Source organism: Cryobacterium sp. TMT1-62, from assembly GCF_004403145.1.
Lineage (GTDB): Bacteria > Actinomycetota > Actinomycetes > Actinomycetales > Microbacteriaceae > Cryobacterium > Cryobacterium sandaracinum.
In genome coordinates this window covers 1-22,501 of record NZ_SOGZ01000002.1, presented here as the reverse complement: position 1 = coordinate 22,501, position 22,501 = coordinate 1, and the positions used below count along the sequence as shown (strand labels likewise).

Genomic DNA, 22,501 nt, shown 5'->3' with positions numbered 1-22,501 from the left:
CTCCCGTGACGTCGTGAACCCCGGGCGGGAGCGTTCGGAGACCCGGCGGCCATCCGTGTTCTGGGTGCTGGCGATGATGATCCTTCCGGTGATCAATCTCGCCGTGCGGTATAAGGTCACCGACGCCGCGAAGTTCCCCCGTTCGGGGGCGTTCGTGATGGCGCCCAACCACTTCAGCGAGATCGACCCGCTTCTGATGGGGGTAATGAGCTGGAATATGGGGCGCGCGCCCCGGTTCATGGCGAAGGCATCCGTCTTCAAAATCCCGGTGATCGGGTGGCTGCTGCACAAGTCGGGACAGATCCCGGTGCAGCGCGGCGGCAGCGTGCGCGGCAGCGAGCCCGTGAAGGCGGCCGAGCGACTGGTCGAACGTGGCCAGATGGTCGTCGTCTACCCGGAGGGGTCGCTGACCCGGGACCCCGCGCTGTGGCCGATGCGTGGCAAGACCGGCGCTGTGCGGATCGCTCTCGAGCAGGGTATCCCGATCGTGCCGGTGGCCCACTGGGGAGCGCAGGCGATCATGCCGCGCTACTCGAAGCGGCTGAACCTATTCCCGCGCAAGACCGTGCTGGTCAAGATCGGTGACCCGCTCGACCTGGCGCAGTTCCGGGGCCGCAACCTCGACCCGGCGACGCTCAACGAGGCCACCACGCTCGTCATGGCCGCCATCACCCAGTTGCTCGAAGATCTTCGGGGTGAGACGGCGCCGTCCAAGCGCTGGAACCCGACCGAGCACGATCAGAAAGAGACCGGCCGTTTTGAAGCCTAAGGTTCAGCCAGGCAAACGGGTGGCCGTTCTCGGTGCCGGCAGCTGGGGCACCACGTTCGCCAAGATCCTGGCCGACGGCGGGGCCGACGTCGTGCTGTGGGCCCGCCGTCCCGAGCTCGCCCGCGAGATCACCGAGGCCCGGCGCAACAGCGACTACCTGCCCGGCATCAACCTGCCGGAGGGCCTGCGGGCCACCGCGAGGCTCGACCTGGCCCTCGCCGGCGCCGAGCAGGTGTTCGTATCGGTGCCGAGCCAGTCGCTGCGCGAGAACCTGATCCTGGCTGAGCCGTTCCTGGCTCCCGGCGCCATCGTGGTGTCGTTGATGAAGGGCGTCGAGCGCGGGTCCGGCCTGCGCATGAGTCAGATCATCGCCGAGATCCTGCCGATCAACCCCGACCTGATCGCGGCGATCTCCGGACCCAACCTGGCCCTGGAAATCGCCAAGGAACAGCCGACGGCGGCCGTGGTCTCCTCGAACAGCCTCGAGACCGCGCAGGCCGTTGCCATGCTGGCCCGCAACCGCTACTTCCGCTCCTACGTCAACACGGATGTCATCGGCACCGAATTCGGCGGCGTGCTGAAGAACCTCATCGCCGTGGCCATCGGCATCGTCGACGGCGTCGGCTACGGGGAGAACACGAAGGCGTCGATCATCACCCGCGGTCTCGTTGAGATGACCGATTTCGCGGTGGCCTACGGCGCGCATCCGGAAACGCTGGCTGGCCTGGCCGGCCTGGGCGACCTGATCGCGACCTGCCAGTCGCCGCTGTCGCGCAACAACACCGCCGGCCGGCTCCTCGGCCAGGGCTACGGCATCAACGACGTCGTCAAGCAGATGCAGCAGACCACCGAGGGTCTTGCGTCCGTCGGCCCCATTCTCGATCTCGCCCGCGCCAAGGGGGTGGACATGCCCATCGTTGAGCAGGTCCGCCAGGTGCTGGCCGGTACTCTGAAACCGCGGGATCTCGCCCCGCACCTGACCACGGACTCAGCGGAGCCGCAGGGCGAAAGGACGATTGATGACGAACAAGCTCACGGTGGCGCTGCTCTTTGGGGGTCGGTCAAGCGAACATTCGATCAGTTGCGCCACAGCGGGCGGCGTCCTGGCGGCGATTGACCGCGATCGCTACCACGTCATTCCGGTCGGCATCACCCGTGACGGAGCCTTCGTGCTCGAAGCGGATGACCCGGCCCGGTTCACATTGGACGCGGACGAACTGCCGGAGGTCTTCGACAACGGCACCCGCATCCGTTGGCCGGAGAGCAGCCTTAGCCGCCAGCTGACCGTCAGTGACGGCGCCGGCTATCGTTCGCTCGGTAACGTCGACCTGGTCTTCCCGATCCTGCACGGCCCGTTCGGCGAGGACGGCACCGTGCAGGGGCTACTCGAACTCGTCGGGCTGCCCTACGTGGGCTCAGGCGTGCTCGCGTCGGCGCTCGGAATGGACAAGCACTTCACCAAGACCGTCTTCCAGCAGGCTGCCCTCCCGGTCGCCCCGTGGCGTACCATCACCGCCGGCGATTGGGCCGAGGCTCCCGGGATGGCGTTCGCGGCGGCCGAGGAGCTCGGGCTGCCCGTGTTCGTGAAGCCGGCTCGGGCGGGGTCGAGCGTAGGCGTGAGTCGGGTGTCGACCCTGGACCAGCTCGCCGAGGCGATGCGGGTTGCTCTGCTCGAGGACAGCAAGGTTCTGATCGAGGCCGGGCTGCGCGGACGCGAACTCGAGATCGCGGTGCTGCAGGGGCGTCCTGGGGAGCCGACGCGGGCATCCGTCGCCGGCGAGGTGCGGGTCACCGGGCGGGACTTCTACGACTTTGCCGCCAAGTACCTCGGTGCGTCCGGCATCGACCTGGTCTGCCCGGCCGACCTCACCTCCGAGGAACTCGCCCAGATGCAGGCCCTGGCCATCCGCGCGTTCGACGCGATCGACGGCGCCGGCCTGGCGCGGGTGGACTTCTTCCTCACCGATGACGGCTGGGTGATCAACGAGATCAACACCATGCCCGGGTTCACCCCCATCTCGATGTTCCCGAGCTGCTGGCTGGCCAGTGGCTTCACCTACCCGCAGTTGATTGATGAGCTGATCGAGGTGGCGATCGCCCACCGCGCCGCGCCGGCCGCGCTGCACCTGGCGGTCTAGCCGCCCAGCCGCGCGCCCGGCGCGGCGATCAGGCCTTCTGCACCGTGATGGTCCAGTGGGCGTCCCCGACGCGATCGAAGTGGGTGACCGGGTAGCCGCTCTCCGCCGCCCAGCGTGGCAGGGCGTCCGTCGCTTGCGTGCAGTCGAAGTTGATGGTGAGCTCGTCGCCGAGGTCGAGCTTTTCGATTGCGGCTCCGGCCTCCACGAGCGGGAACGGGCAGACCTGACCGTCGGTCTCAAGTACGTACTGTGCCATGTCGGGCTTCTTTCTCCTGGTTGGCTGCGGGGTTGCTACTGGTTGGCCGGAACGCGAGCGGGGGAGACCCCTACCCGCGCGGACCCGGTGATGAAGAGGCGCGTCGCGGCGCCGGTGCCGATGATCATGAACACCAGCGCCACCCAGCCCTGGAGGCCGAAGGTGGCGGTGTCGACCATGCCGTTGCCGATGGTGCAGCCGCCGGCCAGGCTGGCTCCGACGCCCATCAGCACCCCGCCGAGGATGCTGCGGATGGTGGTGGTGACATCGGGCAGCCGCACCCGGAACTCGCCGCTGCCCTTGGCTGCGATGAACGAGCCGAGCAGGATGCCGATCACCAGGTACACTCCCCAGTCGATCAACTGGGGATCGCCGCGCACGAGGTAGTTGACGATGTTCGAGGACGGCCCGGTGATACCGAGCCCGGACTCGCGCCCGGTTGCCCAGCTGAGCGGCCAGGCGAGGATGGCGAGCGGCGCGATGATCAGGGCGGTGGTGAACGCGCCCCATTTCTTCTCGAACAGGAGATGCCGGATGCCGCTCGTGCGGGCCGGGAGCGACGCGACCGGCAGGGACGACCGCAGCCGCAGGTGGTGCCGGGCGAGCAGGCCGACGCCGGTGACGAGCACCGCGACCAGCACCCACGGTGAGATGCCGAGGACGCCGTGGATGGTGGAAGCCTCCACGGTGATACCGCGCAGCGCCGCGACCGGAGCGGACAGCGCGCCCGTCTTCGAGATGGCGGAGAAGAGGGCGTAGAAGATCAGGGCGAACCAGCTGCCCACCAGACCCTCGCCGGCGCGGTAGTAGGTGCCCGTGGCGCATCCGCCGGCCAGCACGATGGCGAACCCGAAGATGAACGCACCGATGATCGTGGCCAGCCAGGCGAAGGGCTGGGGGTCGAGGGTGATCACACCGGCAGCGTCGAGGGCGAAGACTCCCACACTCTGCACCGCGATGACGATCAGAAAGGCCGTCAGCCAGCGGGTGCTGCCCGTGAGCCACAGGTCCCGGAAAGCGCCGGTGACGCAGAACCTGCCCCGCTGCATGGTGAAGCCCAGGGCGACGCCCAGGCCGAGTCCGGTGAGAAGCATGTCGTGTCCCCGTCCATCAGAGGCCGCACGCCGTGTGACGGCGACTCCCCAGCGACGTTACGGGCCGGCCGGCGGCGCTGCTCCCAGACGTCGCGGCATAACGAAATGAGACGTAACACTTGACAACTCCGTACCCGCACTCGTCCGTGCGGCCGCAACCCCCGAAAGCTGTCGACTCGGGGCAGCAGGACGGCGGGGTGGCAGGGTGGCGGGCTATGGAGCGGGCGCCACCGTCTCGCCGTCGGTCGGCAGCAGCAGGTCCGCGGCGCCGAGGCACTGGCCCGTCGCGGGGATGTTACCCACGGCCTGCGCCAGGTCTACGAGCACCGTGGACCCGCTGACCTTGTCCGAGTCGATGACCAGTTCGGTGGCCGGGTCGCGGCCGTAGGTGGTGTAGCGGTAGAGCGGGGCATCCGAGTCGTCTTCGATCCAGTCGATGCCGTTGACCGTGAGGCAGGGGAGCGTCGTCGGTGGGGGCACGGCAACGCCGCAGTGCAACAGGACCGCGCTCGGGGTGCCCCACGCGCCCGTGGCCTGGGCGTTCGTCTCACGTTCCGGAAGCGAGGCCACCGAGGTCGGAAGGCGAACGATGAGGTCGGCGCAGGTGGGATTGACGGCATCCGCGGCCGGTTCCAGCGGCACGACCGCCGTGCAGCCGGTGAGGAGCACGGTACCGGCGACGAGCGTGAGCGCGAGGCCGGTGTGGAGGAAACGGATGCGGGGAGTCATTGCATTCAGGCTACCGTTTGAAGCATGACGAATTCTGCGGGCGCGATGATCCCCATGAGTGCGACGCTGGCCGACCTGAGCGAAGGGGAGGTTCTCGCCCGGATCTTCCCGCGACTGCCGGGCTCCGCGGCCCAGCTCCTCGGCCCCGGCGACGACGCCGCCGTGATGCGGGCCCCGGACGGGCGCTACGTCGTCACCACGGACATGATGATCCAGGGTCCGGATTTCCGGCTCGCCTGGTCGTCCCCGCACGACCTCGGCTGGAAGGCCGCCGCGACGAACCTGTCCGACGTCGCCGCCATGGGGGCCCGTCCCACCGCACTGGTGGTGGCGATCGCCGCCCCGCCGTCGACGCCGATCTCGGTGATCGAGGGCATCGCCGACGGGGTGCGCGACTGCTGCGAGGCGCTGGCCCCCGGCTGCGGCGTCGTCGGCGGCGACCTGTCCGCGTCCGACGCCCTCACTCTCGCTGTGACAGCCTTCGGCGACCTCGAGGGACGCGAGCCCGTGCTGCGCTCCGGGGCGCGGCCAGGCGACGTCGTGGTCCTGGCCGGGCGCCTCGGTGAGGCCGCCCGAGGCCTGGACCTGCTCTTCCGTCTCGCCGTGGACGAAAACGGTGTTCCGGATGCTGCGCTGGCGGACGCACTGCGGGCGCAGCATCCTGAGGCGGTCGCCGCGCAGCTCGCACCGGTGCCGCCCATCGACCGAGGTCCGGCCGCCGCCGGCGCCGGCGCGACCGCGATGCTGGACGTGTCCGACGGACTCGCCATCGACGCCGGGCGCCTCGCCCGGGCCAGCGGCGTGGGCATCGACTTCGCCCGGTCGGCCCTCGGCGAGAATGTCGAGCGTTCCCTCGGCGGCGGCGAGGACCACGGCCTGCTGGCCACTTTCCCGCCGGGCGCCGTGCTGCCGGCCGGCTTCCGCGCCGTCGGCGTGGTGACGGATGCCGCAGGCTCGGTCCTGGTGGATGGCCGCCCCCACGACCAGGCCGGTTGGGACCCCTACCGCGGCTGGGACGGCGCCGTCGCCTGAGAGCGCCTCAGGCCGCCGGCAGCACGGGGGAGGCGTACCAGACGGTCGTGTCGCCGTAGTCCTTGCGCCGGTCGGATGCGAGGCCCGCTCCCCAGACCGGTTCGGGGGAGCGCGAACTGCGCTCCACGATGACGAGTGCGCCCGGGTCGAGCAGCGGCGCCAGGGCGGCAAGGTTGTGGCCGAGCTCGGTCTCGGCCAGGTCGTAGGGCGGGTCGATGAAGACCAGGTCGAACCCCTCGCCGGTGGCCGCGAGGAACGACTGCACGGCCTGGCTGCTCACCTTGATCTTCGGGGCGCCCCGCCCCGGTGCCGCCCGCAGCACGGCCTCGGTGTTCTTGCGGCACATCTGCGCGGCCCCGAAGTTGTTCTCGACCAGGGTCACGATGCGCGCTCCCCGGCTGGCCGCCTCCAGGCCGAGCCCGCCCGACCCGGCGTACAGATCGAGAACCCGAGCGCCACGGATGATGTCGCGCGCGTCGAGGGCGGAGAAGATCGCCTCCCGAACACGGTCGCTGGTGGGGCGGGTGCCGGTCTTGGGCACCGCCAGGGGCAGGGAACCGGCAAACCCGGCGACGATTCGCGTCATAACCAGTCGAGTTTATCGCCCGTCGGCGGCCGCGGTCGCGGTGCACTCGCGCCGACGCGGTGCCGCATGTCGCACGTGCCGCCTACGATCGAGACATGACCGATTCGGAGGCTGGGGAGACTCTCGCCCCGGTGACCCTCGACAGCAAGCTGGCCACCGTGGTCGGTGGCAAAACGGCCGTCGCCCTGGGCAAGGCCTTCGGCTCGCACACCGTGGGCGATCTGCTCAGCCACTACCCGCGCCGCTACGCCCGCCGCGGCGAGCTCTCGTCGATCAGCCTGCTGCCGCTCGACGAGAACGTGACCATTGTGGCGGAGATCCGCTCGGTCGAGGAACGCCCGATGAAAGCCCGCAAGGGGTCGATCGTCGAGGTGAAGATCTCCGACGGCCGCGGCATCCTCAGTCTCACCTGGTTCAACCAGTCCTGGCGGGCCAGGCAGCTCCAACCCGGCATGCGCGGAATGTTCGCGGGCAAGGTCACCGACTACCGGGGCCACCTGCAGCTCACGCATCCGACCTACAAGCTCTTCGGCCCCGGCGCCGACGACGAACCCGAGATGCCCACGGATGCCGCGGCCGCCAAACTCTGGATCGAGCAGCCCGTCGCGATCTACCCGGCCACCAACACCGTGGCCAGCTGGCAGGTCGCGCAGTCCATCGCGATCCTGCTGGACAGCGTGGGCCCGGTGCCCGACCCGATCCCGCCGGGGCTGCGCGCCGAGCGCGGGCTGCTGCCGCAGGGCCGGGCCTTCGAGCTGATCCACCGCCCGGAAACCGATGCGGACTGGCGCCGCGCGAGGGACACCCTGCGGTTCACCGAGGCCTTCGTGCTGCAGAGCGCCCTGGTGCAGCAGCGGCTCACCGCCCGGCAGCAGCACTCCACCCCGCGCGTGGCGTCGTCCGGCGGCCTGCTCGAGCGCTTCGACGCCGGCCTGCCCTTCAGCCTCACCGCGGACCAGCAGGGCGTGGCCACGGAGATCTCCGCCGACCTTATCGAGACCCACCCGATGAACCGGCTGCTGCAGGGTGAGGTCGGATCCGGCAAGACCGTCGTGGCCCTGCGGGCCATGCTCACCGTCGCCGACACGGGCGGCCAATCGGCTTTCCTCGCTCCCACCGAGGTTCTGGCGGCCCAACACCTGCGCACGATCGTGCGGTCGCTCGGTCCCGAGCTGGCGGGCACGCTGATGCCCACCCTGCTCACCGGGCAGCTGCCGGTGGCAGAGCGCCGCAAGGCGCTGCTCCGAGTGGTGTCCGGACAGGCCAAGATCGTGATCGGCACGCATGCGCTGCTCGGCGACAAGGTCACGTTCTTCGACCTCGGACTGGTCGTCGTCGACGAGCAGCACCGGTTCGGCGTGGACCAGCGCGAGGCGCTGCGGCTGAAGGGGGCCGTGCCGCCGCACGTGCTGGTGCTCACCGCCACCCCGATCCCGCGCACCGTGGCCATGACCGTGTTCGGCGACCTCGACGTGAGCACGATCGCGGAGCTGCCGGAGGGGCGGCAGGGCATCGAGACGTTCGTCGTGCCTGTGTTCGAGAAGCCCGGCTGGGTCACCCGGGTGTGGACCCGGCTGGCGGAGGAGCTCGCCCAGGGCCGCCAGGGTTTCGTGGTGTGCCCGGCCATCGCCCCGAAACAGCTCGAGGAAGGCGCGGAGGTCGATCCCGAGGCTGCAGCGCCGGCATCCGTCGAAATGGTGCTCGCCGAACTGCGTCGTATCCCGGCCCTGGCCTCTGCCCGCATCGAACCGCTGCACGGGCGCATGACCAGCGAAGAGAAAGACGTGGCCATGCGCGCGTTCGCGGCCGGTGAGATCGACGTGCTCGTGGCGACGACCGTCATCGAGGTCGGCGTCGACGTGCCCAACGCCTCCGCCATGGTGGTGCTGGACGCCGACCGGTTCGGCGTCTCGCAACTGCACCAGCTGCGCGGCCGGGTGGGCCGCGGCGGCGTGCCGGGGCTCTGTCTCCTGGTCACGAGCGCGGAGGCCGAAACCATCGCGCGCGAGCGGGTCGAGGCTGTCGCTGCCACCCTCGACGGGTTCGAGTTGGCCCAGGTCGACCTGGAGCTGCGCCGGGAGGGCGATGTGCTCGGCAGCAACCAATCCGGGGGCCGCTCTTCGCTGCGCCTGCTGAGGGTGGCGACCGACGGCGACCTGATCGGGGAGGCCAGAGGCCATGCGCAGCGCCTGAGCGAGCACGACCCGCACCTCGAATCGGTCCCGGCGTTGCGGGAGGCGGTGCGGCGGCGCCTCGACGACGCGGAGCGGGCCTCGCTCACCAAGTCCTGACAGCAGGATCGGAGCGCGCTCAGGCACCGTTCACGCACTGGGGCTAGGGTGATCGCTATGCGCAGGATCGCCGTCGTCCCCGGTTCATTCGACCCCGTCACGCGGGGTCATCTCGACGTGATTGAACGGGCGTCCGGTCTCTTCGACGAACTGCACGTGCTCGTCGTGCACAACCCCGGCAAGACGGCTCTGCTGCCGATCAGCCAGCGGGTTTCCCTGCTGCAGCGGTCCATCCTGGACGCCGGGCTGCCGGGCAACATCGTGGTGGCCTCCTGGGGCATGGGGCTGCTCGTCGAATACTGCACGGAGGTCGGCGCAAGCGTGCTGATCAAGGGCATCCGCTCACAGGTGGACGTGGCCTACGAGACCCCGATGGCGATCGTGAACCGCAACCTCGCCGCCGTGGAAACGATCTTCCTGCTGCCGGACCCGGCCAACGCCCACGTGTCCAGTTCCCTGGTGCGCCAGGTCGCCGCGCTCGGCGGCGATATCACCCCGTATGTGCCGCCGGCCGTGGCGGCGTTCCTGCAGAAGACACGCGTGTGAATACGTCGCCCCTGCGCTCGGTTTCCGTTCCGGCGCTCGCCGGGAACGTGGGCGGCCCTGTCGCCGACACGGACGACGAGACCCTGATGGACCTTCCGGCCGTCGAGGCTGCGGCGCGTGCGATCATCCGCAATGTGGAAACCGTCATCGACGGCAAGCACACGGCCGTCACGACGGCTCTCACGGTGCTGCTGGCCCAGGGGCACCTTCTGATCGAGGACGTTCCCGGCGTCGGCAAGACCATGCTGGCCAAGGCGCTGGCCAAGTCCGTGCACTGCACGGTCAGCCGCGTCCAGTTCACCCCCGACCTGCTGCCCTCCGACGTGACGGGCGTGTCGGTGTTCAACCAGGTGGACCGCCGATTCGAGTTCAAGCCTGGCGCCATCTTCGCGAACATCGTGATCGGGGACGAGATCAACCGGGCGAGCCCGAAGACCCAGTCCGCGCTGCTGGAATGCATGGAGGAACGCCAGGTCACCGTCGACGGCTCCACCTATCTGCTGCCGCTGCCCTTCACGGTCGTGGCCACCCAGAACCCGATCGAGATGGAGGGCACCTATGCGCTTCCCGAAGCCCAGCGGGACCGGTTCATGGCACGCATCTCGATGGGGTACCCCGACACCGAGTCCGAGCTGATGATGCTGGATGCCCGAGACACGTCGAGCCCGCTGGCCGGCATCGAGGCGGTCGTCTCCGGCGCCCAGCTGCGCGGAATGATGACGGCCGTACAGCGGGTGTTCGCCTCTCCCGCGGTGAAGGAGTACACGGTCAGCCTGGTGCGGGCCACCCGCGACGACCGCGACCTGCGCCTGGGCGCCAGCCCCCGTGCCACACTGCAGCTGATCCGGGCGGCCAAGGCCCAGGCGGCGCTGCACGGCCGGGACTATGTGCTGCCCGACGACATCGACTCTCTCGCCGTCGCCGTGCTCGGGCACCGCCTCGTGGCGAGCAGCCGGGTGCTCGGCCACCATCAGGACAGCGGCCCGGTGGTCGACGACATCGTTCGCCGGATCGTGGCGGCCACCCCCGTTCCCGTCGGTGCCACCGGGCATCCCTGACGCCATGCCGGCGAAGCAGCGGCGCGTCCGGTTTCCCCGGGTCACCCTTCGAGGCGGGATGTTCCTCGCCGCGGGAGCCGGCCTTCTGCTGCTCGCCCTGCTGACGAACCAGCGCGACCTTCTGTTCATCGCCGGTGTGCTCCTGGCCATCCCCGTCGCCGCCCTCGGGTACGTCTCGATCCATCCGGTGCGCCTGCGCGTCACCCGGATGCTGCGCCCACCGGTCGTGCCGGCCGGCGGCGAGGTCGTCGTGGGGCTCGGGGTGCGGAACCTTTCCCCCCGGCCCCTGGCGGGCCTGCATCTGCGGGACACCGTGCGGGGGCGGGACGCCGGCGACGCCGGACTGACCGTGCCGGCCGGAACGCCGCTGCCGGCCCTCGACCGCTACGAGGGCGGCCCGGACACCGGTGCAGACAGCGTGAGGTTCGAGTACCGGTTCAGCTTGCCCCGGCGGGGTCTCTACGCAACGGGCCCGGTGCTGATCGGGCGTTCGGATCCGTTCGGCCTTGCCTCGGGCGAGTGGGCCGTGGGGGAGCCGCACGACCTGGCGGTGACGCCCCGGGTGACCGCCCTGGCCGGCCGGGGCCTCACCGGCACCCTGAACGACGGCGACGTTCCGGAGCGGCTCCGGCACCTGAACCACAACGCAGACCCCTTGATCGCGCGCGAGTACCGGCCGGGCGACCCGCTGCGCCGCGTGAACTGGCCGGCCACGGCCCGCCTGGGCGCGATCATGGTGCGGCAGGAGGAAGAGCAGAGCAACCCCGGAGCCCGACTCGTGCTTGACACCGCGCTGCGCGGACGCCGCGGCCGCCCGACCGTCGTCGGTGCCGACACTGGTGCCGGTGCCGACAGCGGCACCGATCTCGGCGGGCCGCGCCTCGAGCAGGCGTTCGAGGTGGCCGTCGAGCTCGCGGCATCCGTGGGGGTGCACCTGCTGGCGGCCGGCTACCGGCTCGACCTCGTCGCGCTGGGACCGAGCCTGTCCACACCGAGCCTGTCCAGTCCCAGCTCGGGCTCGTCCGGCAGACTGGCGAGCCCGGGTCAGGCGAACGCCACCCCCGGGCGACCCGGCGGCCGCGGCGGCCTGCGCGGCGACCCTCCCACCGTCTTCCTGCCGCCGGGCGGAGTCGCGCTGCTGCTCGAAGGGCTGGCCGGGGTCAAGCCGGCGGACCCGCCCGACCCGGCGGAGACCGGCGAGGACGAAGCAGAACAGACGTACACGTTCGGCGGCCCCGCAGTGAAGCCCGGACCCCCGGCATCCGTCGAACCAGGTACGCCCGAGTCCGGGACCGCCGCGAAACTCAGCACGCTCGTGGTGCCCGGCGGGCTGCTGCCGACCTTCGCGGTGCTCGTCGCCGTCGACGACCGGGATCTGGCCGAGCTCGCCGACCTCGTGTCCCAGAGCCGCCCCGCGGTGGCCTTCGTGCTGCCCACGGTGCGAACGGATGCCGTGCGCCGGCTGCGCGAGGCCGGCTGGCGCTGCATCCCCGTGCACCAGACCCCGGACATCCCCCGTGCCTGGGAGGACTTTATCGGCGCGAGAAGGCCCCTGAATGACGCCGTCTGACCGGGTCGCTCCCGACCAGGCCGCTCCCGACCAGGGCACTCGCACCGCCTGGCGCGACCCCTCCGCCCGCGCGGCCCGACTCAAGCGGGCGGAGTGGCCCCTCGCGTTCGCACTCCTCTTGCTGTTGGTCGTGGCCGACGCCGGCCTCGGGCCGCTGCTCGAGGGCACGGGCTGGTGGTGGCTGATGACGTTCACGGCCGCCGGCGTCCTGCTCGGTTCCGCCGGGTTCCGCCGCGCCGGCCTGCCCGTCTTCCTCGGGTCGCTCGCTGGATTAGGGGTTCTTGTGGCGGTCCTGACGCTGCTCTTTGGCGCCGGAAGCGGCTGGCTCTGGCTGATCCCGACCGGGGAGACGATCGACCGGTTCCGCGATCTGGCGCTCTCCGGGGTGGTCTCCATCGAGCAGCAATCGACGCCGGCCGAGGCGACCGCCGGCATCCTGTTCCTGCTCAGCGCCGGCGCCGGCGTGATCGCGATCCTGATCGACACGCTCGCGGTCATCCTGCGCGTGCCCGCGCTCGCCGGACTGCCCGTGCTGGTGCCGCTGCTCGTGCCGGGGCTTGCCCTCGGCCACGAGGCCAACCTGGAGGCCCTCGTGCTCACGGCCGCCGCCTACCTCCTGCTCCTCCATGTCGAGATCCGGATGCGCCGAGCCGGCAGCCTGCCCGGCCCGCCGGTCGTAGCGGGGCCCGGCACGGTCGCGCCCGGGCGGCGCCACGTGCCCGGCTCCTCTAAGGGAGCGGTCGTCGTGGGCAGCGTCGCGATAGTGGCGGCAATCGTGGTCAGCGTCGCCACGCCCGTCTTGCCTGGGGGCAGCCTCACGCGCGCGCGCCCGGGCAGCAGCCTGCTGTTCGCCAACGGTGTCAGCCCCATGATCAACCTCGGTCAGGACCTGCGCCGGCCGGACGCCGAACCGGTGCTGCACTTCCGCACCACGGCGACTCGGCCGCCCTACCTTCGGCTGCTGACACTCGATGAATTCTCGGGCCGCAACTGGACCGCCGGGGAGGCGCCCAGGAGCCGCGCGAACGCCGTCGACGACATCGACCTGCCGCCAGGGTTCTCACCCGATATCAAGACGAGCGAGACGATCACGACCATCGGCATCGACAACCTGGCCGCCCGGTGGCTGCCTACCCCTGCGCCGCCCCGCTCGGTGACCGGCCTGCTCGGCGCCTGGTACTGGAACGAGGCGACCGGGTCCATCACGAGCCCCGGCGACACGACCCGCGGCCAGGAGTACACCGTCACCGCGCTCACGTTGGAGCCGACGGCGGAGCAGTTGCGGGAAGCCGAGGGTGCGTATCCGGCGGAGATCCGGCGCAGCCTGAGGCTGCCAGCCGAGACTCCGGCCCTGATCGGCGACACCGCGCGTGAGGTCACCGCCGGCACCACGAGCGCGTACGAGGCCGCGCGGGCCCTGCAGGACTACCTGCGCGGCAGCGACTTCGCTTACGACACCGAGGCTCCCGTCGAGGCCGGCTATGACGGTGGCGGCATTGACGTCGTCAGCACCTTCCTCGAGGTGAAGACCGGGTACTGCGTGCACTTCTCCTCGGCGATGGCGGCTATGGCCCGCTCGATCGGCATCCCGTCCCGGATCGCGATCGGCTACCAGCCCGGGTCGCTGTCCGCGTCGGGTTCCGTCGCCGGGGTCGGCCGGTACAGCGTCGACACCCACGACCTTCACGCGTGGACGGAGATCTACTTCGAGGGCGTCGGCTGGGTGCCCTTCGAGCCCACGCCCGGCCGCGGCGCCGTGCCTGCGTACACGCAGGACAATGCCGTCACCGTGCCGCTGACTGATTCCGGTCAGGCCGGCCCGTCGGACGCGCCGCGCCCCGAGGACCTCGGCGGCCAGAACGCCGCTGATGCCCAGGCCGACGCTTCTTCGCCCGCGCACTCGCGCGGCGGCATCATCCGTCTCGGCCTGCTCGTCCTCGGGACGTTCGCGCTGCTCCTTCTGCCGGCCCTCATCCGGGTGACCCGGCGGATGCTGCGGCGCCGGGGCCTCCTGTCGGGGCAGAGCGGGGCCGTGGAGGCGTGGCGTGAGGTCAGCGACACGGCGGTGGACCATGGCGTCTTCGTGCGGGAGACCGAGACGCCGCGCGAGCTCGCCGCGCGGCTCCGGGTTCTCATCGGCTCGGTAGGCGGTACCGAGAGCGTTACGGAGGGCGCCGGTCCGGGCGGGGGAGCCGCGGCCGAGGCCCTCGACCGGCTCCTCGTGGGAGCGGAGCGCAGCCACTACGGGCGACCGGGTGACGACGCGCAGTCCGCGCGGGCGGCGGAACGCGTGGCCGACCTCGACGTGGTGCTCCGGGGCATCCATTCGGTGTCGGGCCGGCGCCTGCGGGTGCGGGCGACGCTGCTGCCGGCATCGCTCTGGCGCCCCGGCGAGCGACGAATCGGACGCCCAGCCGTGAACGCGTAGAATCTTCCCTCGTGAGTAGATTCAAGAAGACCCCGTACAAGGTCGATGTGCGCGACCTGATCAACCGCCCGGGCACCATGCACGAACGACACCTCGAAATCGTCGTGCCGGGAGACCTCGGCGAGAGCCTGGTCGCCGTGAAGGCCGGCTCTACCGTGATCGCGAACCTGCGCCTCGAAACCCTGCACGAGGGCATCCTCGTGTCGGCCCAGGTGTCCGGAATCGCCGCCGGAGAGTGCGGCAGATGCCTCATCGACGTCGAATTGCCGGTCCAAGTCGAGTTTCACGAGCTTTTCGCGTACTCTCTAGACGAAGCTTATGAAAGTGAAGTTCAAGATGACCACGTGGATCTTGAACCTCTGATCAGGGATGCGGTGGTGTTGTCACTGCCGTTCCAGCCGGTTTGCCGGCCGGATTGCCCAGGTCTCGACCCCGAGACCGGCGAACGGCTTGCCGAGGCCCCTGAGTTCCTACCCGAAGAAAAGCGCGATCCCCGGTGGGCCGCGCTCATGGAATTCCAAGCTTCCGAAAGCAGCGGCACGGATGAAGACATCCAGGCTGAAACGGATAGAGAAGAGAAGTAGTCATGGCAGTCCCGAAGCGCAAGCAATCACGCTCCAACACCCGTTCACGTCGTTCCTGCTGGAAGGCCGAAGCGCCCACCCTGGTCAAGACCATGGAAAACGGCAAAGTTGTCTACAGCCTGCCGCACCGCGCCAAGGTCGTCACCGACGCAGCCGGCACGGCGCTGTTCATGGAATACAAGGGCCGCAAGGTCGCCGACGTTTAGTCTCGTCGTGCTCGAACGCCTGATGCCGCGCCGACGGATGCCGGGAGTCCCGATTCAGGGTCCCGTTCCGTTGAGACGCGGCATCAGTGTTTTCGGTCGGCATCTGCCCGGCGCGCACTCGCTGAGCCGGCACTCGTGAGCGTCGATCCCGAGGTTTCGTCCTTGCTGGCGACTCTCGGCGTGCAGATCGACCCGGCCTTGCTTGAGCTCTCTCTCACCCACCGCTCGTACGCGTACGAGCACGGCGGCATACCCAATAATGAGCGCCTCGAATTTCTCGGCGACTCGATTCTGGGGCAGGCCGTGACGGTCATGCTCTATCGGGAGTACACGCAGCTCGACGAGGGTGACCTTGCCAAGCGCCGGGCCAGCCTGGTGTCGAGCGTTGCCCTGGCGGGCATCGCGCGCGGCATCGGCTTGGGTGCGTACGTGCGCCTCGGCCGCGGCGAGATCCTCACCAATGGGCGTGACAAGTCGTCGATCCTTGCCGACACCGTCGAGGCGCTCATCGGAGCGGTCTACCTCGACTCCGGCGGAGAGACGGCGACGGCGCTCGTGCTGCGCCTGATCGAGCCGCTCCTCCGTGACCCAGGGCACTTCGGAGTATCCATGGACCCCAAGACGAGCCTGCAGGAAGCCGCGGCTCGCCTGGGCACCGGGGTTCCCGTGTATTCCATCGCGGAAAGCGGACCCGATCACTCCAAGATCTTCATCGCCACCGTCACCGTGGGTGACGTCAGTGCGGTCGGCGAGGGCACGAGCAAGAAGCACGCCGAGATGGCCGCCGCACTCGACGCCTGGACGCGCCTCAGCGCTCCCTGAGCTGCTGTCAGGCCGTGACGCTGAAAGGCTCGCATGCCCGAACTTCCTGAAGTGGAGGTCGTTCGCGCCGGCCTGGCGCCGGCCGTAACCGGCGCCGTGATCGTCGGCGTCGAGGTCTTCGAGCCACGATCCCTGCGTCGCCATGACTCCGCGAGCGGGCATTTTGCCGACCTGTTGCAGAGCCGGGGCGTACTCGCCACCGTCCGCCGGGGTAAGTTCCTCTGGCTGCCGCTGGATTCCGGGCGCGCCCTGGTCGTGCACCTCGGAATGAGTGGTCAGGTGCTGCTGCGCAGCCCCGGATCGGACACGGACCGGCACCTGCGCATCCGTTTGCAGATCGAGCACCCGGAACACGGCGAGCTGTGGGTCAACTTCGTCGACCAGCGCATCTTCGGCAGTATGGCCGTGGACTCGATGCAGCCCACCCGCGACGGGCTGACGGCCGGGTACTCCGGGCTCGCAGGCGGCGCGACCGGGGCGGACGGACTAGCCGGTTCGGGCCTGGGCTGGTCGGGGCTGATCCCGTCGCAGGTGGCGCACATCGCGCGCGACCCGCTGGATCCGGGCTTCTCGGCGCCGCTCTTCCTGGCTGCCCTGGCCCGCAAGAAGACCGGGATCAAGCGCGCCCTGCTCGACCAGACCCTGATCAGCGGCATCGGGAACATCTACGCCGACGAGGCCCTTTTTGAGGCCCGGGTGCACTACGAGCAGCCGGCAGACTCCCTGTCGCCCGCGAAGGGGCGGGCGCTGCTCGGCGCGGTCCGCAGCATCCTGAACCGGGCCTTGGCCGAGGGCGGCACCAGTTTCGATGCGCAATACGTGAACGTGAATGGTCAGTCCGGATATTTTTCGCACCGCCTCAACACGTACGGCCGGCAGGGTCTACCGTGCCCCCGCTGCGGCACACTGCTCGTGCGGCAGCAGTTCATGAACCGCAGTTCACACCTCTGCCCGCGATGCCAACGGCTGCGCTGAGGCTCGCTGCCCGCGAGAAGCCTGACTGTTGAACAAAAATACGAAACTCTTTTGAATATCAAGTGAATAACTCTCAACTTTAATCACCATCTTTGCTAACCGCGGACCATGACAACCGCCGCAGATGACCTCAGAGCGGCAACGGATGCCGTCGCCCGCCTGGACTCCTCCTGCGCCGACTAGGAGCACCTCGCCGACGCCGAGGTGCTGGCCGGTCAGAAGCAGATCGCGGCCGCCCGCCGCCTCCTCGACACGCGATCCGCGTGGATGGCGGCGACCATCGCCCGGCGGTCCCGGCCCGAACTCGGCCATTCAGGTCTGGCCCCGCAGCAGGGATTCCTCTCGCCCGAGGCGCTGATCCAAAAGGTGACGGGCTCGACCAAGACCGACGCGTTCAAACTGGTCTCGGTCGGCACGATGATGGCCGGTGCCGAGGCGGCGCAGGCGCGCGTCGAGGCGGCCGTGGAGTCGCCGGACGCTGATGCCGCCGAGGTCGCGGAGTTCGTTGCGAAGTTGCCCTGGCAAGCGCCGATCGCCCGCGCGGTCCCCAGTAACGCTCTCTCCGTCGACGCGGCCGAGTCGATCCGTTTTGGTCTCGGCCAGATCGACGCGACGGTCACCGCCGACAAGCTCATCGAAGCCCTGACCCCTGCTTCTCGTCGAGGCGTCGACGCTGAACACTGACCAGGTCTTCAGGCTGGCGCGGCGCATGCGCGACCGCCTCGACGAGGCCGGCATTGCCGCCTGGGAGAAGCAGGCCCACGACGACCGGTTCCTGAAGGTCTACCGGCTCGGCAACGGCAAGGTGCGTCTGAATGGCCTCTTCGCGACCGAAGACGGCGAGTTCGTGCTCTCCGTCTTCGACTCGATCACCAGCCCTCGCCGCGGCGGGGTGCGCTTCGTCGACAAGGCGAAAGCCGCGTGGGCCACACGCATGCAGGACGACCCCCGCACCACGGACCAGATCGCCGCCGATGCCCTCGTGCAGCTGCTGACGATCGCCGGCGAGGCCGATCAGGGCCGGGTGTTCGGCGGTCGCCGCCCATCGGTGCGGGTCATCGTGACCGAAAAGGCCGTCAAACCGCGCCAGCCGGGAGCCCTGAAGTCCGAGGAAGCGGGCGAAGCTGCCGCTCACGGGCAGATCGAAGGCAACCCCGAGCCGATCTCGCAGGAAACGATCGACCGGCTCCACTGCGACACCGGAACCCGAAGCTTCCAGTTCGACGACACCGGGCAGATCATCGACGTCGGCCGTGACGAACGACTCTTCACCGAGGCACAGCGCGCCGCCATGGGAGTGCACGGCGGCGGGTGCCGGTGGGTGGATTGCGACAGATCACCCGCCTGGACTGAAGCACACCACATCACTGAGTGGTTGAAAGACAACGGCTACACGGACCTCGCCGACGGGGTATTGCTCTGCCACCCGCACCACCTGTTGCTGCATAACCGGCACTGGACGATCATTCGCACCGGAATCGACTACTGGCTCCGGCCATCGGTCGAAGTCGACCCGGACCAAACCCTGATCGCGCTGCCGAGCAAGCGAGCGTCCCACTGAGCCGGGGCGGACTGCGCTGGCCGCCTCTGCTACGTGTGCCGGCTTTGCCCTTTTTGCTGGCTTTGCGGTCTTTTGTTCTTTGGCTTTGGCTTTGGGCTTTTGGTTGTCGGGTCTCGGGATCTGGGTCTTTGGCTCTGGGACTCAGGGTTCGGAAATTCAGGGCTCGGCAGGCTCGAGGGCCGGAGAGCCGGGTTAGAGGGCGTCGCGGCGCCAGGCTCCCTCGTAACCAAGCGGCACGAAGCCGATGGCCTCGTTGACCGTGAGCATGTGCCGGCTCTCCTCAGCGTTATAGGTCATCACCGACGGATGCCCGGGGCGCTCCGCCGCGAGCAGCTCGAGGTTCGCCGTCTTCAGCAGCATCCCCAACCGGCGGCCGCGGTGCTCGCGCAGCACCAGAGTGTCCTCCTGGCTGACCGCGCGGCGGGACTCCGCCGGCACCTCCAGCTCGGTGAATCCCACGAGGTGGCCGCTCGGGCCATGCAGCACCGCCGAGGTCAACGCCGTGCGCCTGCCGGCGGCAGCCTTCTGCTCCTCCTGCATGACGCGCTCGGGCGTCTAGAGCTGCTCCGGTTCGGCAAGGCCGGCGCTCGGGGCATCCGTGCTCATGCGCGTGTAGAGCACCGCCAGATCGGGCAACCATTCCGGCGGGGTGCGATCGCCTCGAGCCGGGCAGTGAGGGCTGAGCCGATGCCTCGCCGTCGGTACTCGGGAAGCACTTCCACGGCCAACCACGCGTGCTCGGCGGAACCCTCCGGAAGGGTCTCGTAGTGACCGCGCCCGACAAGGCGTCCCTTGGACCGGGCCACGAGGAGGCGCTTGGGCTCCCACGCCTGCTTGAGCCAGTCCGGCAGGAGCTCTTCGGCGGTCAGCTCCAGGTCGGTGGTGCCATACGCCTCCGCCTCGACCGTGTTGCGCACCCCGTTTGCCGCCTCGAAATCGCCCCAGCCGGGAGCCTGCGGCGCGGGGGGGATGGCGAGTTCGTCGATCTCGAAGGTGAAGGTCCCCATGATCGGCCAGCGTAGCGCCGCCCCTGCCACGCGGGTTCGGCCCCAGCTCCGAACCAATTCGACGGAGATTTTGCTCAAACCCGGCCCGAGACATCCGTTTCCGCTCCAAATCGGCAAAATCTCCGTTGAATTCGTCAGGGACCGCGCCTACCGCCAGGGACCGCGCCTACCGGGCGGTGGCGGCTGTGTCCGGTACCGTTACTGGGGGCGGCGCGCCGGGCAGCCGCGACCCGAGTCAGCGACGAAAGGGGGCGAAACCATGTATCTGAAAAGCCTCACGCTCAAAGGCTTCAAATCCTTCGCCCACCCCACCACGTTCGCCTTCGAACCCGGCGTCACCTGCGTGGTCGGGCCCAACGGCTCGGGCAAGTCCAACGTCGTCGACGCACTCGCCTGGGTGATGGGCGAGCAGGGCGCGAAGACCCTTCGCGGCGGCAAGATGGAAGACGTCATTTTCGCCGGCACGTCCACCAAGGGCCCGCTCGGCCGGGCGGCCGTGACGCTGACCATCGACAACACGGATGGCGCGCTACCGATCGACTACACCGAGGTCACCATCTCCCGGACCCTCTTTCGCAACGGCGCGAGTGAGTATGCGATCAACGGGCGCACCTGCCGCCTGCTCGACGTGCAGGAGTTGCTCAGCGACTCCGGCCTCGGCCGGGAGATGCACGTGATCGTGGGGCAGGGGCAGCTCGACGCCGTGCTGCGCGCCAGCCCCGAGGAGCGCCGCGGGTTCATCGAGGAGGCCGCCGGCATTCTCAAGCACCGTCGGCGCAAGGAGAAGACCCTCCGCAAGCTCGACGGCATGCAGGCCAACCTCACCCGGCTCAGCGACCTTGCCGGGGAGATCCGTCGGCAGCTCAAACCGCTCGGGCGCCAGGCCGACATCGCCCGCGAGGCGCAGATCATCGCCGCCGTCGCCCGCGACGCCCGGGCCCGGCTCCTCGCCGACGACGTGGTCACGCTGCGTATCGCGCTCGACGCGCACGGCCGCACCGAGAGCGAGCGGCACGCCGAACGACTCGTGCTGACCGAACAGCTCGAGACCCGGCAGCGGCGCCTGCGCCGACTCGAGCAAGAGCAGATCGGCGACGCCGTCGACCGGGCCCGGCGCACGAACTTCGGCCTGGAATCCGTGCAGGAGCGCCTGCGCGGCCTCTACACCCTCGCCAACCAGCGGCTGGGCCTGCTCGGCTCGCAGGCCGAGTCCGTGGACGCCGGCCCCAGCGTGACCACGGCGATGCTGACGGATGCCGCCGCCGAGATCGACGCGCTGCGTAGCCGCATCGACGTGGCCGACTCCACCTGGGCTGCCGCCCGCGCGGCCACCGAGGAGGCCCGGGGCCGGCTCGACGCGCTCGACGAACAGATCGCCGCCCAGGCCGTGCTGGTCTCCCGGCACGACCTCCACCTCTCCCAGCTGACCGGGCAGGCCGAGACCGCCGCGGGCCGCCTGGCCTCCGTGCGCGGCGAAGTGCTGCGGCAGCAGAACGCCTTCAATGCCGCCCGTGGCCGGGTCGACACGGCTGAGGCACACCTCGCCGGACTCGCCGCGGACGCCGCGGCGCTCGACGCGGCCGCCGTCGACGCCGGCGAGATCCACCCGGCCGAGGCTGCCGCCGCGGCCCGGTCTGCCGTCGCCCAGGCGGAGGTCGAGGTCGAACGCCTGCGCGACGAACTGCACCTCGGCGAACGCGAACGGGACGCCCTCGCCGCCCGCGCGGGGGCACTGTCCCTCGCCCTGGACCATAAGGACGGCTCGGCGGCCCTGCTCGCTGCGGCCCCGGCGGGCATCCGTGGTCTGGTGGCCGAGCATGTGCGCGTGCGGCCCGGCTACGAGGCCGCCATCGCCGCCGCCCTCGGCTCCCTCGCCGACGCCGTGCTCGCCGACACCTGGAGCGCGGCCGTCGACGCCATCGTGCGCGCCCGTGCCGACGATCTCGGCCGGGTCGAACTTATCGTGGCCGGCACGATCGACAAAGACGCCAGGGCCGACGCCCCGCCCGCAGACGCGACCGGCGATGCGACGGCCGGCACGATCGACGCCGACGCGCCCGGTGACGGCACGGCGGATACCGGCATGTCAGGTATTGGCACGTCGGGTACCGGCACGACGGATGTCCTCGCACCCGACACCCGGCCAGACCTCACCGTGCAGCCCGGGCTGCTCTGGGCCGAATCGGTGATCGACGCGCCACCCGGGGTGCTCGGCCTGCTCCGGCGTACGGCGATCGCCGATGACCTCGACGCCGCCCGAGCCGCCGTAGACCGATTCGGACCCCGATCCGAGGAAGTGGAGACCGTTGGCGTGGAGACCGTTGGCGTGGAGACCGTTGGCGTGGCGACCGTTGGCGTGGCGACCGCCGGGCGCGCAGCCCTCCCGATCACCGTCATCACCCGGGCCGGAGACGTATTCAGCGACACCGTGCTGTGCGGTGGTTCCGGGGCCCGGCGCAGCCGCCTCGAGCTCATCGCCGACCGCGATGCGGCCGCCGACTCGCTCGCTGCGGTGCGCACCCGGCTCGAGCAGGTCGTCGCCGACCTCGCCGAGGTCCGCGTCGTGCTGTCCGCCCGCAAGACCCAGGCCCAGGCGGCCACCGCCCGGGTGCGGGCGTTCGAGTCCCGCACGACCGTGCAGGCCGAGAAGACCAACCGGGCCACCGTGCAGCTCGAGGCGGCCACCGCCGAACTGAGTCGGCTCTCCGCCGCCCTCCTGCTGCAGGCCGAGGCCGTCGCCGCCCTCGAGGCCGCGAGCGAGATGGCCCGCACCGCGCGCGACGAACAGCGCGCCCGGCCGCGCCCGGTGCCGGATACCGGACCTCGCGACGCGCTCGTCGCCGCCCTCG

General features: G+C 70.0%; 22 protein-coding genes. 16 read left to right on the top strand and 6 right to left on the bottom strand.

From position 1 onward, the window contains the following. Window positions 1–73 precede the first annotated feature (73 nt). From E3T34_RS00155 to E3T34_RS00145, 3 genes are read left to right on the top strand one after another with little or no spacing between them, the layout of a single operon-like run. A complete protein-coding gene (locus tag E3T34_RS00155; RefSeq protein WP_241973097.1) occupies window positions 74–769 on the top strand; it encodes a 1-acyl-sn-glycerol-3-phosphate acyltransferase in 696 nt (231 codons plus the stop codon). Window positions 770–788: 19 nt separating this feature from the next. After that, window positions 789–1,886, top strand: coding sequence for an NAD(P)H-dependent glycerol-3-phosphate dehydrogenase (locus E3T34_RS00150; protein WP_104103030.1), 1,098 nt, complete (start codon window positions 789–791; stop codon window positions 1,884–1,886). Beyond that, complete coding sequence (locus E3T34_RS00145; protein ID WP_134341768.1) at window positions 1,789–2,907, top strand: D-alanine--D-alanine ligase family protein; 1,119 nt, start codon at window positions 1,789–1,791, stop codon at window positions 2,905–2,907. The genes E3T34_RS00150 and E3T34_RS00145 overlap by 98 nt, the downstream gene beginning before the upstream one ends. Window positions 2,908–2,935: 28 nt before the next feature. Here E3T34_RS00145 and E3T34_RS00140 read toward each other — a convergent pair whose 3' ends face one another. The 3 genes from E3T34_RS00140 to E3T34_RS00130 all read right to left on the bottom strand — a co-directional run bounded on the left by E3T34_RS00140 (window position 2,936) and on the right by E3T34_RS00130 (window position 4,986). Continuing rightward, a complete protein-coding gene (locus E3T34_RS00140) occupies window positions 2,936–3,163 on the bottom strand; it encodes a sulfurtransferase TusA family protein (protein ID WP_104171673.1) in 228 nt (75 codons plus the stop codon). A gap of 35 nt (window positions 3,164–3,198) precedes the next feature. Continuing rightward, window positions 3,199–4,257, bottom strand: a complete 1,059-nt coding sequence (locus E3T34_RS00135; RefSeq protein WP_104103039.1) for a YeeE/YedE family protein — start codon at window positions 4,255–4,257, stop codon at window positions 3,199–3,201. A 213-nt stretch (window positions 4,258–4,470) separates the two neighbouring features. Further along, window positions 4,471–4,986 carry a DUF3515 family protein gene (locus E3T34_RS00130; RefSeq protein ID WP_104171675.1) on the bottom strand — a complete coding sequence of 172 codons (516 nt, stop codon included), beginning with the start codon at window positions 4,984–4,986 and terminating at the stop codon, window positions 4,471–4,473. A gap of 24 nt (window positions 4,987–5,010) precedes the next feature. Between E3T34_RS00130 and thiL the strand changes: the two genes are divergently transcribed. Further along, a complete protein-coding gene (gene thiL, locus E3T34_RS00125; protein WP_233191531.1) occupies window positions 5,011–6,018 on the top strand; it encodes a thiamine-phosphate kinase in 1,008 nt (335 codons plus the stop codon). Window positions 6,019–6,025: 7 nt separating this feature from the next. Here thiL and rsmD read toward each other — a convergent pair whose 3' ends face one another. Next, entirely contained in the window at window positions 6,026–6,604 is a 579-nt protein-coding gene (gene rsmD / locus E3T34_RS00120; RefSeq protein ID WP_134341767.1) for a 16S rRNA (guanine(966)-N(2))-methyltransferase RsmD, read from the bottom strand. A 95-nt stretch (window positions 6,605–6,699) separates the two neighbouring features. Between rsmD and E3T34_RS00115 the strand changes: the two genes are divergently transcribed. The 11 genes from E3T34_RS00115 to E3T34_RS00065 all read left to right on the top strand — a co-directional run bounded on the left by E3T34_RS00115 (window position 6,700) and on the right by E3T34_RS00065 (window position 18,645). Continuing rightward, window positions 6,700–8,895, top strand: coding sequence for an ATP-dependent DNA helicase RecG (locus E3T34_RS00115; RefSeq protein WP_134341766.1), 2,196 nt, complete (start codon window positions 6,700–6,702; stop codon window positions 8,893–8,895). 57 nt (window positions 8,896–8,952) lie between these two features. Further along, window positions 8,953–9,441: a pantetheine-phosphate adenylyltransferase gene (coaD, locus tag E3T34_RS00110; RefSeq protein WP_104103054.1), complete on the top strand. Its 489-nt coding sequence runs from the start codon at window positions 8,953–8,955 to the stop codon at window positions 9,439–9,441. A gap of 86 nt (window positions 9,442–9,527) precedes the next feature. Further along, window positions 9,528–10,499, top strand: coding sequence for a MoxR family ATPase (locus E3T34_RS00105; RefSeq protein WP_104103531.1), 972 nt, complete (start codon window positions 9,528–9,530; stop codon window positions 10,497–10,499). 4 nt (window positions 10,500–10,503) lie between these two features. After that, window positions 10,504–12,069 carry a DUF58 domain-containing protein gene (locus tag E3T34_RS00100; protein ID WP_134341765.1) on the top strand — a complete coding sequence of 522 codons (1,566 nt, stop codon included), beginning with the start codon at window positions 10,504–10,506 and terminating at the stop codon, window positions 12,067–12,069. Continuing rightward, entirely contained in the window at window positions 12,056–14,497 is a 2,442-nt protein-coding gene (locus E3T34_RS00095) for a DUF3488 and transglutaminase-like domain-containing protein (RefSeq protein WP_134341764.1), read from the top strand. Before E3T34_RS00100 ends, E3T34_RS00095 begins: the two co-directional genes overlap by 14 nt. A gap of 11 nt (window positions 14,498–14,508) precedes the next feature. Further along, the gene (locus tag E3T34_RS00090) at window positions 14,509–15,081 is read left to right on the top strand and encodes a DUF177 domain-containing protein (RefSeq protein ID WP_104171681.1); all 573 of its coding nucleotides are present in this window, start codon (window positions 14,509–14,511) and stop codon (window positions 15,079–15,081) included. 2 nt (window positions 15,082–15,083) lie between these two features. Next, window positions 15,084–15,287 carry a 50S ribosomal protein L32 gene (gene rpmF, locus E3T34_RS00085; protein ID WP_066596228.1) on the top strand — a complete coding sequence of 68 codons (204 nt, stop codon included), beginning with the start codon at window positions 15,084–15,086 and terminating at the stop codon, window positions 15,285–15,287. A gap of 135 nt (window positions 15,288–15,422) precedes the next feature. Further along, entirely contained in the window at window positions 15,423–16,109 is a 687-nt protein-coding gene (rnc, locus tag E3T34_RS00080) for a ribonuclease III (protein ID WP_134341763.1), read from the top strand. Between the two features lie 33 nt (window positions 16,110–16,142). Then, window positions 16,143–17,084, top strand: a complete 942-nt coding sequence (locus E3T34_RS00075) for an Fpg/Nei family DNA glycosylase (protein WP_134341762.1) — start codon at window positions 16,143–16,145, stop codon at window positions 17,082–17,084. A 267-nt stretch (window positions 17,085–17,351) separates the two neighbouring features. After that, window positions 17,352–17,768 (top strand): hypothetical protein, encoded by a 417-nt coding sequence (locus tag E3T34_RS00070; protein WP_134341761.1) that lies wholly within the window; start codon window positions 17,352–17,354, stop codon window positions 17,766–17,768. Window positions 17,769–17,793: 25 nt separating this feature from the next. Further along, window positions 17,794–18,645, top strand: coding sequence for a DUF222 domain-containing protein (locus E3T34_RS00065; RefSeq protein WP_241977289.1), 852 nt, complete (start codon window positions 17,794–17,796; stop codon window positions 18,643–18,645). A gap of 192 nt (window positions 18,646–18,837) precedes the next feature. Here E3T34_RS00065 and E3T34_RS00060 read toward each other — a convergent pair whose 3' ends face one another. Both E3T34_RS00060 and E3T34_RS00055 read right to left on the bottom strand, forming a co-directional pair. Then, entirely contained in the window at window positions 18,838–19,185 is a 348-nt protein-coding gene (locus E3T34_RS00060; protein ID WP_134341759.1) for a hypothetical protein, read from the bottom strand. 62 nt (window positions 19,186–19,247) lie between these two features. Next, the gene (locus E3T34_RS00055) at window positions 19,248–19,652 is read right to left on the bottom strand and encodes a GNAT family N-acetyltransferase (protein ID WP_134341758.1); all 405 of its coding nucleotides are present in this window, start codon (window positions 19,650–19,652) and stop codon (window positions 19,248–19,250) included. Between the two features lie 259 nt (window positions 19,653–19,911). On the opposite strand from E3T34_RS00055, the gene E3T34_RS00050 reads away from it, so the two are divergent. Beyond that, window positions 19,912–22,501, top strand: a 2,590-nt coding sequence (locus E3T34_RS00050; protein WP_134341757.1) for an AAA family ATPase, incomplete at its 3' end; no start/stop codon positions are given.